General features: G+C 37.7%; 10 protein-coding genes and 1 pseudogene. 6 read left to right on the forward strand and 5 right to left on the reverse strand.

Annotated features, from left to right (window positions below):
* Nucleotides 1-5: 5 nt before the first annotated feature.
* Nucleotides 6-1,184, reverse strand: a complete 1,179-nt coding sequence (locus tag BSM4216_RS05010; protein WP_048622949.1) for a CaiB/BaiF CoA transferase family protein — start codon at nucleotides 1,182-1,184, stop codon at nucleotides 6-8.
* A 430-nt stretch (nucleotides 1,185-1,614) separates the two neighbouring features.
* On the opposite strand from BSM4216_RS05010, the gene BSM4216_RS05015 reads away from it, so the two are divergent.
* Complete coding sequence (locus tag BSM4216_RS05015; protein ID WP_048622950.1) at nucleotides 1,615-2,820, forward strand: MFS transporter; 1,206 nt, start codon at nucleotides 1,615-1,617, stop codon at nucleotides 2,818-2,820.
* A 555-nt stretch (nucleotides 2,821-3,375) separates the two neighbouring features.
* A complete protein-coding gene (locus BSM4216_RS05025) occupies nucleotides 3,376-4,011 on the forward strand; it encodes an FMN-dependent NADH-azoreductase (RefSeq protein ID WP_048622952.1) in 636 nt (211 codons plus the stop codon).
* A gap of 194 nt (nucleotides 4,012-4,205) precedes the next feature.
* Here the strand turns inward: BSM4216_RS05025 and BSM4216_RS05030 are convergent, their stop codons facing one another.
* From BSM4216_RS05030 to BSM4216_RS05040, 3 genes are read right to left on the reverse strand one after another with little or no spacing between them, the layout of a single operon-like run.
* Nucleotides 4,206-4,871: a TetR/AcrR family transcriptional regulator gene (locus tag BSM4216_RS05030; protein WP_048622953.1), complete on the reverse strand. Its 666-nt coding sequence runs from the start codon at nucleotides 4,869-4,871 to the stop codon at nucleotides 4,206-4,208.
* Between the two features lie 12 nt (nucleotides 4,872-4,883).
* Complete coding sequence (locus tag BSM4216_RS05035; protein ID WP_048622954.1) at nucleotides 4,884-5,912, reverse strand: ABC transporter permease; 1,029 nt, start codon at nucleotides 5,910-5,912, stop codon at nucleotides 4,884-4,886.
* The gene (locus BSM4216_RS05040) at nucleotides 5,909-6,637 is read right to left on the reverse strand and encodes an ABC transporter ATP-binding protein (RefSeq protein ID WP_048622955.1); all 729 of its coding nucleotides are present in this window, start codon (nucleotides 6,635-6,637) and stop codon (nucleotides 5,909-5,911) included. The genes BSM4216_RS05035 and BSM4216_RS05040 overlap by 4 nt, the downstream gene beginning before the upstream one ends.
* A gap of 890 nt (nucleotides 6,638-7,527) precedes the next feature.
* On the opposite strand from BSM4216_RS05040, the gene BSM4216_RS16670 reads away from it, so the two are divergent.
* The 4 genes and pseudogenes from BSM4216_RS16670 to BSM4216_RS05060 all read left to right on the forward strand — a co-directional run bounded on the left by BSM4216_RS16670 (nucleotide 7,528) and on the right by BSM4216_RS05060 (nucleotide 10,248).
* Nucleotides 7,528-7,674, forward strand: coding sequence for a hypothetical protein (locus BSM4216_RS16670; protein ID WP_156179221.1), 147 nt, complete (start codon nucleotides 7,528-7,530; stop codon nucleotides 7,672-7,674).
* Nucleotides 7,675-7,689: 15 nt separating this feature from the next.
* Nucleotides 7,690-7,839, forward strand: a complete 150-nt coding sequence (rpmG, locus tag BSM4216_RS05050) for a 50S ribosomal protein L33 (RefSeq protein WP_048622957.1) — start codon at nucleotides 7,690-7,692, stop codon at nucleotides 7,837-7,839.
* Nucleotides 7,840-7,965: 126 nt separating this feature from the next.
* A pseudogene (gene folE2 / locus BSM4216_RS05055) lies at nucleotides 7,966-8,858 on the forward strand (GTP cyclohydrolase FolE2).
* 187 nt (nucleotides 8,859-9,045) lie between these two features.
* The gene (locus BSM4216_RS05060) at nucleotides 9,046-10,248 is read left to right on the forward strand and encodes a GTP-binding protein (protein ID WP_048622958.1); all 1,203 of its coding nucleotides are present in this window, start codon (nucleotides 9,046-9,048) and stop codon (nucleotides 10,246-10,248) included.
* 626 nt (nucleotides 10,249-10,874) lie between these two features.
* Here the strand turns inward: BSM4216_RS05060 and BSM4216_RS05065 are convergent.
* Nucleotides 10,875-12,290 carry an MFS transporter gene (locus BSM4216_RS05065; protein WP_048622959.1) on the reverse strand — a complete coding sequence of 472 codons (1,416 nt, stop codon included), beginning with the start codon at nucleotides 12,288-12,290 and terminating at the stop codon, nucleotides 10,875-10,877.
* Between the last annotated feature and the right edge of the window lie 76 nt (nucleotides 12,291-12,366).

The following is a 12,366-nucleotide window of genomic DNA, read 5'->3' on the forward strand; positions in this document are numbered from 1 at the left end:
ATAAATTAGCCAAAAATTCCTTTATCTTTTAACTTAAGCACTTCTTCTCTCGTATAACCTAACTCTTCTAATACTTCCTCTGTATGTTCTCCTAATAGACTCCCTACATGTTTATATTGGGCTTTTCCAGCTGAAAATTTGATCGGGCATGCGATTTGCTTTTGAGTCGTTCCATCCTTTTTAGGAACTTCTACGATCATTTCTCGCGCTTTCAATTGGGGATGTTCACTTGCTTCAGAAAAGGTAAGGACTGGTTCTACGCATGCTTGAAAGTCGTAGAAAATATCACACCATTCGTTAAACGTTTTTTGTTGAAATGTCTTTTGAACCTCTTCTTTGAAAACATGAATGTCTTCTAGATTTTCGCTCATTGCAAGATGGATTAAATCAGGTCTCCCAATCCCTTCACATAATGCTTTCCGAAACGGTGGTTCAAGACTCCCAACTGAAAAATAGCGGCCATCTTTTGTTTCATAATAATCATAAAAAGTCCCACCATTTAACAGCATTGATTCTGGTTTTATTTCCACACCTCCTGCCAAAACTCCTGAACCATAAATGGCATTTAAGGCGAATGCAGCAGCCGTCATACTTATATCCAGCCATTGACCTTCCCCGGTTTTTTCTCGATAGTAAACGGCTGCTAAAATGGCAATGACGGCATGCAGCGACCCGCCCGCAACATCCGCTACTTGTATACCTGAAGCAATTGGTTTTTCTCCATTTCTTCTCATACCGTCGGCTACACCTGATAGAGATAGATAATTGTTGTCATGTCCAGGACGATCTTTGTAAGGGCCTGATTGCCCAAATCCTGTAATGGAACAATAAATGATTCGGGGATTAATTTTCTTTAAAGCTTCATATCCAACACCTAACCGATCCATCACACCTGGCCTGAATTGTTCAATGATAATGTCATATTCTTTCACTAGGCGCTTTACTATCTCCACAGCTTCTTGCTTTTTTAAATCCAGTGCGATCGAGCGCTTCGAACGATTTAAATAACTGTGAGATGTTGATTGTTCACCATCCATTGGAGGAAATTGCCTTATCAAATCATGCCTTGTTGGAGACTCGACTCGCAACACATCAGCCCCTAAATCTGCTAACATCATGGATGCATAGGGTCCAGGCAGTAGACTTGAAAAATCTAGTATTTTTAAATCATGCAAAAGAGTCATTCTAACACCAACTTTTTGAATATTTCATTATAATGATCTTAAAACTGAAGACGGTAAGTGAAAAAACTTCTTCCAAAAGACCCTCTTTTGTATGTAAATATTTTACTTTAAAGGAAAATCATATAGAACCCCTTTTCATATGATAATTCGTTTGTTTTTCTGACGAATAAGAATGATCAATGGAATGGCTCCAGCTGGTTGAATAAGAAGAAAACAACAAATAGGAATCGCGATAGATCCTATAATTTGGGAAACGAATGTATTCATCTTGAAGGTAGATGGTCAAACGGTTCTTATTCCATCAAAGACTCTTGATACAACAGTAGAGTGTAGTGCTTTTCACTGATGTTTGGGATTAAGAATGGCGACAATCTTCCTACGGTAGCTATGTAGTAGTACTAAACAAAATTCTATTGAAAGAGGGAGCGAAGTGAATCAACTTTCATCGTTCCGGTTGCTTTGGATTAGCCAATCCATTGCTAACTTGGGAGATTCATTGTATATCTTAGCTATAGTAACTTTCATTTATAATAGTACGGGTTCAGCTGCCTTTGCAGGACTGTTTCCTGTTTTGCGGGTATGTGCACAAGCGCTGAGCGGATTTTCGGCGCCTCTGCTTATGGATCGTTTTCGGCTTGATTTTCTTTTATGGATGTCCGAAATGGGGCAAGCTATTTGTTTCGGGTTCATGTGTGTTCTATTCATTGCCTTACCTTCTCACTGGCTGATTCCAACGGTTCTTTTTTTAGTATTAGGTATTTCAATTCTTCATGGATGGGGGATTCCGGCAAGAAATGCACTTGCCCCTCGATTAGTTCCACCTGATTCATTGATGAAGGCCAACAGTTTACTAGCCACTTCGGATCAAATGGTATTACTAGTCGGTTGGTCATTGGGCGGGATTTTGGTTGCCGGATTGGGAATTCTTCAAGTGTTAGGGATTACTACCATCATGATGTTCCTTTCGGCGCTGGCTCTTTTCTTTGTGAAAGACCCTTCCAAGATCGTTCCATCCAATCAAAAAAAGCCAAAACCATGGGATCGTATGAAAGAAGGATGGAGCATAATTTTGACGAATCCCCTCCTTCGTACGTTATCCTTAATGGAGATAATCAGTGGTCTTGGAGAAAGTATATGGGCTGGATCCATCATTTTAGTATTCGTAAAAGGAGTATTGCATAAGGGGGAGGATTGGTGGGGATTTATCAATACCAGTCATTTTGCGGGAACCATTCTCGGAGGAGTACTTATTTGGAAGATGTCAAAAAAGATTGAAAATTGGATCATATTCAGTATGTTGATCGGATCTTTAGGAATCGGCGTATTGACGATGATATTTGCTTTATCCGCCAATCCTTGGTTTGCATTAGCAATAGCTTTATTAATGGGGCCGCCTTATCAATTACGAAACATTGCACAAAGAACTCTTTTACAGTCTCATACAACCGCAGAATGGCTGCCAAAGGTATTGGCTGCTTTTGGAACCCTTACATTTGTATCGTATGGATGTTCTGTTCTTTTAATGGGTTGGATCGCTGATCATTGCACAGTTCAATTTGTTTATATTTTCACTGCTGGATTAAATATTATTTCTGCTGTTCTAGCTCTAATGGCCAAGAAAAATACATCCATTTGATACGAATTCAAAGTGAGGAAGAAAGAGTTAGGAATTAAGATGGTCACGTATCGTTTTCATAACGCCATCGGCCAATTCTTTCTGATCGGTTCACTTGTTACAATCCTGCTCGATCTTTTTATTAATACGCCAAATCAAGTATTCAGTTTGAAGTTGTGACCAGACAAATCCGCCAATCATTAAACATACATAGAGTTTTCGATCTTGGTGTTTTTCTTTTCGTCTATTCACGAATATAGTTAAGAAAGCTGTTAGGATATGGGCAACTATTGGCAAAAAAATTTTCATTTGTATCACCTGTTTTGTTTGGTTCGTGACAATCTTTACTGGCTGTTTTCACTTCCATCATGATGGAATTAGTATTTGTAAATAGTCAATGGATTATGATCATTTTTTGAATAAAAATTGGTGGACAAAAAAATGAAATTAAGGTATTATAATCTCGAATTAAAGATATTTAATTTAAAGAAAAAATCTTTTGTATGATGTTGTTGTCATTAAGACAACAATAAAATATCTTTAATAATATCACAACAAAAGAAAGGCGGAAACATAATGGCAAAAGTTTTATACATTACTGCACATCCATTTGATGAAACAAAATCTTTCAGCATGGCTGCAGGAAAAGCGTTTATCGACACTTATAAAGAAGTAAATCCAAATGATGAAGTTATACACATTGACCTTTACAAAGAAAATATCCCACAAATTGATGCGGATGTATTAAACGGATGGGAAAAACTTCGCTCTGGAAAAAAATTTGAAGAACTTTCTGCAGATGAACAAGCAAAAGTGGGACGCCTCGCTGAGTTATGCGACCAATTTGTAGCCGCTGATAAATATGTGTTCGTCACTCCAATGTGGAATTTTTCTTTCCCGCCCGTTATGAAAGCATACATTGATTCGGTTGCAGTAGCTGGAAAAACATTTAAATACACCGAAGAAGGTTCTATCGGTTTGCTAACAGACAAAAAAGCACTACATATCCAAGCACGGGGCGGTATTTATTCAGAAGGCCCTGCAGCCGATATGGAAATGGGTCATCGTTATTTGCAAGCGGTAATGAATTTCTTTGGTGTTCCTTCTTTTGAAGGTTTATTTATTGAAGGACAAAATGCTATGCCTGAAAAAGCGCAAGAAATCAAAGAAAAAGCCATTGCTCGTGCAAAAGATTTAGCTCATACATTCTAATTTCAACCATCAGGCTTTTGCTTCCACACCCGATATATGAAAAAACAGGCTGGTTCAATACTCTTTTAGCGATGTTGAACCAGCCTTTCTTTATGCAAGATCCGTTTTTCTTTTGATTTTAAATAAGAATGGAAGGATCGTCATAAGTGAAAAGATTTTGTTTTTGTCATTTGTGATAAACTTTCACGGTCCTTTTATTTTTGCTGAAGCCCATGCATCAAAAATTGAATGGTTCGTTCAATTTCTGCTTTTTCCGTTTCATCATCCCAGTTGTGATGCGGCAATACGATAAACCGAGTGATGAAAAATCCAACTATGGTTGTAATGATCATCCGAATGGCAGACTCTGGAGGGATCATGACAATCTCTCCCTTTTTTTGGAAATGTTCAATAATTTTTTTAAACTTCTCATACACATGTTTCGTAAAAATAAACTGCAATTGCTCCTTGATTTCAGGAAGAAATGCAATTTCCTGCCAGAATACACGAATTGCAGGCAAATATTTCTTAACAAAATCATAACGATTTTTGAGAAGCACTCGAATAAAATCTTCGAAATGTTGATATTCGTTTTCAAATACTTCTTTCACAAATTCCTTTGCCAAAAACGGAGCAACGGATTTAATCAGTGTTGGATTCACAATCGCTAATAATAAGTCTTTTTTCGTCTTATAATGGCGAAAAATCGTTCCTTCAGCCACGCCTGCCCTTTTGGCGATTTCACTCGTCGAAGTAGAGGCATATCCTTTTTCAGCGAAAATTTCAATGGCCGCTTCTAAAATTTTTATTTGCTTTTCGCTCAGTTTGACATCTTCACCGTTCACTTTCAACAGCTCTTTGATCCACTGTTGCTCGTTCATTCATACTACCCCTTACAGTTTTCGGTATTTTTTTAATGCTATCACATTTAATATCATAAACAAAACGGAAAAGCCAAGTAATACATAGGCGTCTTGGGCAATTTCATTCCAGCCGTTGCCGCGAATCATAATTTCCCGAAGCGCATCCGCTCCGTATGTGAGAGGCATAACAACGCTTAATGAACGAAGCCACTCTGGCATGGTTTCTAGGTTAAACAACCCGGAAAAGAAAATTTGCGGGACAATGACCAACGGTATAAATTGAAACATTTGCAGTTCATTATTAGCAAAGGCAGACAGCAACGTTCCCAAAGTTAAAGCGGTCATGGCCAATAAAAATGTAATAAAAAGGACGTATAAGAATGAGCCTTCCATTATCATGTCAAGAATATCAATCGCAAACCAAGAGATTAAGCTCGCCTGAAAAGTGGTAAAAATCCCAAATCCGATGACATACCCTACTACGATTTCCCAACGTTTTAAAGGAGTGGCTAGTATTCGTTCCAATGTTCCTCCTGTGCGCTCGCGAAGGAAAGAAACACCTGCGATTAAGAATACGAAAAAGAATATGAAAAAGCCGATTAACACCGGTCCGAAATAATCGAATAACGCCATATCTTCTGAACCGTGTAAATAAGACGTTTTTAAATGCATGGATGGTGTTTGAGGAGCTAATTCTTGCATCGCTTTTTGCACCGTCAAAAGGACAGCTTTATTCACATTGGGATCGCTTCCTTCTAACGTCATCTTTGGAGCTCCCTTATCCATTTCCATAAAAGCATCCACTTGCTGCGTTTTTAATTGATGATGAGCGGTCGTTTTTGTCATTTCTTTAACATCCGCATCATGTTTGGCTAACTTCTCAACAACAACTTCAGGAACGTTGGGATCAACCGCAATCGTTGGTTTATAATCTTTTCCATTAAACACAAGATTCATTAAAAAAAGGATAAACATGGGAGCCACAATCATGAGCGCAAGTGTACGTTTGTCTCGGAAAAATTGGCGAATGATACGAATGACGATCGCGCGGACTCTCATTGTCGTGCACCTCCAAAATATAAAAATGCTTCTTCAATGGTTCGAGAATTCGTCCGGTTCTTTAATTCCTCCGGACTGCCTAACGCGATGAGGCGACCGTCGCGAATCATGGCAAGACGTCCACATTTGTCTGCTTCATCCATGACGTGAGTAGTTACGACAATCGTTGTTCCGTTTTGTCGAATTCGGTCCAGTTCATCCCAAATGGCTTGGCGAAGCAATGGGTCAATTCCGACTGTTGGCTCGTCTAGGATTAAAACTTCCGGCTCATGTAATAAAGAAACGGCAAGTGACAAACGCCGCTTCATCCCACCGGAAAATTGGCTGACGCTCTTTTTTAAATGATCTGTTAAATTCACCAGCTGCATGACTTCGTTGATACGCTGCTTTTGCTTTTTCCCTTTTAATCCATAAATAGAAGCGAAAAACTGTAAATTTTCAAGGGCTGTTAATTCATTGTATAAGGCATCAGACTGTGCCATAAAACCAATTTGTTTCATGACATGAAGGTTTGGCATTTTTGTATTCAACACATCGATCGTTCCTTCGGTAGGTTCATCGATTCCAGCGATCATTTTGACAATTGTCGTTTTTCCAGCCCCAGAAGGTCCAAGCATTCCAAAAATTTCCCCTCTGAAAACTTCTAATGATACATCTTCAATGACTTTCTTTTTCCCAAAACGTTTAGACACGTGTTCCAAAGAAATACACGGTTTTTCGGGCATAGAGTCTCCTTCCTTTCTTGAGTGATTACTCACTTTTATACTAAACGGAAAAAAGGATTTTGTAAAGTGAGTAATCACTCATTATTAATGACCATTCACTGTTGGCAGTATCTTTTCCTTTTTTGATATGGTTTAGAAGGGGAAAACGTTAATAGTATGAATTTGGAAAATTATATTTATTCTGTTCATAAGACAGGTGAGCAGCTGCTTCAAAACGATAGGAAAATAGGAGTGGTAGAAATAGAACGTTATATGCTTCATAAAAGTATTCGATCCACGGAATCGAAATCGTATCTCTTCGTTGAAAGAAATTCATTTTTTAATGATCATATCTTTTATGTAAGTGGAACCGATCTTATAGATGTACCATACCTTTTTATGAAATTTTTCACATTTTTTCATTTTTATCTTGCAAATCGGAATCATTACGTTTTAAAATGTGCTAGTAAGGATCAATTATCTATTGGTGGAATAAACAGGTTAGTCCAATGAAAACATTCCAAAGATAGAAGTATCGTTTGGAAAAAATAAGTGCCCAAATACATAAACATTTACTTGGCGATACTGTGATTTTGGGAATGGTTGCTGGATAAAAAGAGGGGGGAGTCTCAAATAGATAAAATTCATTCATACAGCTAAAGGCAACAGAAAGCCGCATTTACTTAGATAAGGAACGATCGGATCGAAGAGATGTTTCTTTTAAAATTTTTGATTAGCAGGGGAATTTGGCAGAGCCGGAGGCAAAACCGTATTTTCAGCAAACTGGGGGTATCGTGACAATCATTAAATCGTAATGATTTCGATTATCAAAAAGAGTATTTCTACGTAGTGGATGGGACAATTATGGAGAAAGTATTCAAATAAGTTGGGGTGAAACATAAGGTGATCGAATGACGGGATTGGTCATGATTGGTATTCATATGAACCAATTAGCCATTGAACAATCGTTGGATCAGTGTTTGCTAACGGAAGAAGAGAGTCAACAAGATTGGTCTTTATTTAAGGATCCAATTCCACCATTTTTAGCATCTTATTAACCTAAAGGAGAGAAAATGAGAGTCAAAATTACATTAGCTTGCACAGAAACTGGAGATCGAAATTATATTACTACGAAAAATAAACGTACACATCCAGAGCGTTTAGAATTAAGAAAGTATTCACCGCGTTTAAAAAGATATACATTGCATCGGGAAACGAAATAACGTCAAACTCAGTTTTTCAAGAAATGAACGTAGTATCGATTCTCTTATCGCTAGGATGTTTCTTTATGTGGGAATTATATGAAAAGACGACATCGCTTTACCATCATCGCAAGACAGGGTGAAAACATGAATTTTCAACTTCCGCCAAAAAAAGAAAGGCATAGATTGTTTGGATCTGTCTCACCGGGTACAAAAATAAAACCAACTCAAAAACACGAGATGGTAGATATACAAAGTCAAAAGAATCATTTCTTAATTTCTATCGATCAAGTTGGTATCAGCAACGTAAAACTGCCTGTTAACGTAAATAGTCTACTGTCTCCGAAACAACAAACGACCATAGCGACGTTTTCTTTAACTTCCAGTCTACCGCATAACCAGAAAGGGAACAACATGAGTCGGTTTATGGAACAGTTAGAACAATACAGGCATAAAGGATTTACGTTGAATTTTTCTACTTTACATGATTTTGCACGAGAGTTGTCACAACGAATAGAGCAAAAAGATACGAAAATAGAAGTGAGTTTCCCGTGGTTTTATGAACGTACAGGACCTTCTTCGGAGTGAACAGGTCTTAACCATGCCCATGCAAAAATGGTGACTCAATACCATCAGCAATCGGGCTTTACAAATGAAGCGGCATTAACTTGCGGAATTACAACGTTATGCCCTTGTTCAAAAGAAATAAGTGAGTACGGGGCCCATAATCAGCGGGGATATGTGGCCATGAGGTTCAACTTTCACCTCGTTATCAAGATGAAACGGACTGGAAGAAAGTTTTATTACATGCAGCAGCATCTAATGCGAGTGCATGTATTCATCCTGTATTGAAGAGAACAGATGAAAAGATAGTAACCGAACAAGTTTATGAAAATCCGCGTTTTGTAGAAGATATGGTACGTCTTGTGGCGGCAGATCTTTACGAAATAGAGTGGATGGAATCGTTTACAATCGAATGCAGAAATGAGGAATCTATTCATCTGCATGATGCTATAGCTTCCATTACCGTTCAAAAATAATGATAAACGGATTAATGGTTTAGAAAAAATCCCGCGTTTTCATTTATAAATTAAAACGGCAACAATGGTAATCTCCTTATCAATAAACAGTTCTTGCGACGAAATGTAAAATAAAGTATTCGTTTCTTTGAATTTATTGGTCGAAAAGAACGCTTCAAATCATTTTCAATGTTCAGGAGGAATGATGATGAATAAAAAGAAAATACCGGTTACAGTATTGAGCGGGTATTTAGGTTCTGGCAAAACCACGATACTCAATCATATTTTGAACAATAGGGATGGCTTAAGAGTTGCCGTAATAGTAAATGATATGAGCGAAATTAATGTAGATGCAGATCTGGTAAAGCAGGGTGGAGGGTTGTCTCGAACGGATGAGAAGCTTGTTGAAATGTCTAATGGCTGTATTTGTTGTACACTTCGAGAAGATCTATTAATAGAGGTTGAGAGAATCGCTAACGAAGGAAACATCGACTATATTCTCATCGAGTCTACCGGGATTAGTGAGCCTGTACCAGTTGCCCAAACTTTCTCTTATATTGATGAAGAAATGGGAATTGATTTAACTAAATTTTGCCGATTAGATACTATGGTAACAGTAGTAGACGCTTATCGTTTTTGGCACGATTTTCAATCAGGCGACAGTTTACTGGATCGCAAGGAAGCGGTAGGAGAAAACGATACGAGAGAAATCGCAGACTTACTGATTGATCAAATTGAATTTTGTGATGTTCTGATCATCAATAAATGTGATCTTGTGACGAAAGAGGATTTGGACATACTTGAAAATGTACTGAAAACTCTCCAACCGGATGCTAAAATCATCCGTACGATCAATGGAGTAATCAGACCAAATGAGATATTAAATACGGGTCTATTTGACTTTGAAAAAGCAAGTTCTTCCGCTGGTTGGATAAAAGAATTAACAAGTGGACATCAAAATCACACACCGGAAACAGAGGAATATGGCATTTCTTCTTTTGTATATGCAAGGCGTCTTCCTTTCCACTCAGAACGATTTAACAATTGGATACACTCTATGCCCAAAAATATCGTGAGAGAGAAAGGGATTGCCTGGTGTGCAACTCGAAATGATTTGGCATTGCTGCTGTCGCAGGCGGGTCCTTCTGTATCCATAGAACCTATTTCTTATTGGGTAGCCTCCCTGCCTAAGCGGGAACAAGAACAGATTTTTAGAGAAGAGCCTCAACTATTAGATGATTGGGATACTCAGTTTGGAGATAGACATACGAAACTTGTTTTCATAGGTAGAGATTTAAACCCACCTGAATTGATAGAAGATTTAGATAAATGCCTTCTAACTCCTGATGAGTTTGATCGTGATCGGAAATTATTGGAAGATCCATTTCATTGGAATTTGCAGCAGCGATAAAAAGAATGTGTTTTTTTGCCAAATAGACAGTTTATAGAATTTTATGAGCAATGATCGGTTCACTCTTTCTTATATTCATATAATACATAGAAAGGAGAAGTTATGCTGTTAAGAAAATTTGTTTCTTATGAAAGATTCATGGAAGAATCTAAAAACAATATAAGGAAAGAGAATTAGAACAATTAGAAAAGAATAGGGACAAATTTAGAAAAACGCTTTCTTGCAAGACGAATAAATGAGAAGAAGTTTTAGTCCTACAAATGCATCCATATGACGGACAGATCAGCATGCAGACAAAGCGAAGCACTTAAAGCTTTGTCTACATGCTTTTTTTATTGTAAAAAACAAGGATAAGCCAATAACATGGGATTATATATATTTTTTTGTTTGAAATAATATGGTCATAAAGCAAATGAGAAACTTTACGCTAAGGGGAATGGATATCTTGATGTCCATCCTAAATCTAAAACGTGAATCTTCCATTCCCCAAATGTTATACAGCCTCAGCACCTCAAACACTAGTGAGCGTCATCATAATATCGCTTAAAAAACGGAATATTCCTAATTATCTGTCTGCAAATGAGACAATGCCGATCTGCTGGTATTATGAAAACTAGATACTTCCTTTAAAAAGCTTTCCCTTCACTTAGTGGTAAGATTGTGTTTTCAACTGCTTCCTTTTCGATATCTCTTCCGATAGGTTCCCATTTTATTAAAACGGTTGCGATCAATCCAATCGTGGGGATAATTGTCAAGAAAAGGATGGTAGTTTGAAAACCTACCAAAGACAGGACGACAGGAAATATAAAAAAGCCTAATATACTTCCGACACGGGTTGTACCTTGTCCCCAGCCCGTTCCTAAACCACGCAATTCCGTAGGATAGGAAAGAGTCGCCATCGCCATTCCTTGTGAACCTGGACCAAAAGAGTGACCAAATATAAATAAAGCGAGAAAAATTGTAGGTAATATGACAGAGAATTGATTACCCGTTATACCTAAGGTCAATAAACTGCCCGCAGCGATAACGTAACCTATAATCGCAAGTCTTCGAATTCCTAATTTTTCTGTAAGGTATGATTGAGTAAATCCCCCTATGACCCCAAATATATTAAAAAATATCGTCCCAATAATGGCGTAAATCAAATCTTTTCCAAAAATCATAGAAGAAATGGTAGGGATATAAAAACCAACAGCGAAATATTCCATGCTTTGTGTGCAAGTTATTACAGAGGCTAATAATGTACGTATTTTATATTTTCCATGGAAAATCGCTTTATACGATAGTTTTTTTGCAGGAATTTCAAGGTTTTGGTCCTTATTGGGAACAATCACAGCTTTTATTTTATAAGTATTCTCCAAAACATTTGCTGCATCCTTTAGAGGCAAGTGATAGGCTGCCCACATCGGACTTTCATTCATGAACAGATATCTTGTGATCAAGACGATAAGAGCGGCTACTGCTCCAAAACCAACCGACCATCTCCAAAGGTCTTCTTGTTGTTCAAAAAAATAAAAAGGGAAAACAACGAAGCCTGTAACGGTGGCGGCTAAGTACCATAACGGGCACCACAAGTTTACATACTGTCCTTTCTTCTTCAAATTGCTATACTCAGCAATAAAGCTTAAAGCAACTGGCACATCTAACCCGACGCCTATCCCCATCAAAAAACGGAAGATGGCGAGCCAGAATAAATTAGGGGAAAGTGCTGCTCCTAAAGCAGAAAATACCATAAAAAACAAGTCTATAAGAAACATCTTATTTCTTCCAAACTTATCTGTATAATATCCTCCGAGTGTAGCGCCTAACAAAGCACCTAAAGCCATGATCGCCGTAAGACTCCCCAGTTCCGTGGGGGAGAGATGAAATTGCTCTTTTAATTGATCTGTTCCAATGCCCAGACTAGTGAAATCATAGGCATCTACAAAAATCCCTCCTAATGCGACTAAAATAATTTTCTTTCCTTTTGGGGTGACGGGATTGGAATTGACAAAGTCAATAATATCCTGTCTGGAATGAATCTTGTATTCCCGAATACTCATCTCCTTACTCCTTTCCAATAAAGTTTGAGATTTATTTTAAACGCATTATTCCTATAAATCAAGTTGGTTTTTAATA

This window comes from Bacillus smithii, assembly GCF_001050115.1.
Lineage (GTDB): Bacteria > Bacillota > Bacilli > Bacillales > DSM-4216 > Bacillus_O > Bacillus_O smithii.

What these genes read in the sequence shown, in the direction of transcription:
- rpmG (WP_048622957.1), top strand. Translation starts at nt 7,690, where the DNA reads ATGAGAGTCAAAATTACATTAGCTTGCACAGAAACTGGAGATCGAAAT.
- BSM4216_RS05025 (WP_048622952.1), top strand. Translation starts at nt 3,376, where the DNA reads ATGGCAAAAGTTTTATACATTACTGCACATCCATTTGATGAAACAAAA.
- BSM4216_RS05010 (WP_048622949.1), bottom strand. Translation starts at nt 1,184, where the DNA reads ATGACTCTTTTGCATGATTTAAAAATACTAGATTTTTCAAGTCTACTG.
- BSM4216_RS05060 (WP_048622958.1), top strand. Translation starts at nt 9,046, where the DNA reads ATGAATAAAAAGAAAATACCGGTTACAGTATTGAGCGGGTATTTAGGT.
- BSM4216_RS16670 (WP_156179221.1), top strand. Translation starts at nt 7,528, where the DNA reads ATGACGGGATTGGTCATGATTGGTATTCATATGAACCAATTAGCCATT.
- BSM4216_RS05065 (WP_048622959.1), bottom strand. Translation starts at nt 12,290, where the DNA reads ATGAGTATTCGGGAATACAAGATTCATTCCAGACAGGATATTATTGAC.
- BSM4216_RS05040 (WP_048622955.1), bottom strand. Translation starts at nt 6,637, where the DNA reads ATGCCCGAAAAACCGTGTATTTCTTTGGAACACGTGTCTAAACGTTTT.
- BSM4216_RS05035 (WP_048622954.1), bottom strand. Translation starts at nt 5,912, where the DNA reads ATGAGAGTCCGCGCGATCGTCATTCGTATCATTCGCCAATTTTTCCGA.
- BSM4216_RS05030 (WP_048622953.1), bottom strand. Translation starts at nt 4,871, where the DNA reads ATGAACGAGCAACAGTGGATCAAAGAGCTGTTGAAAGTGAACGGTGAA.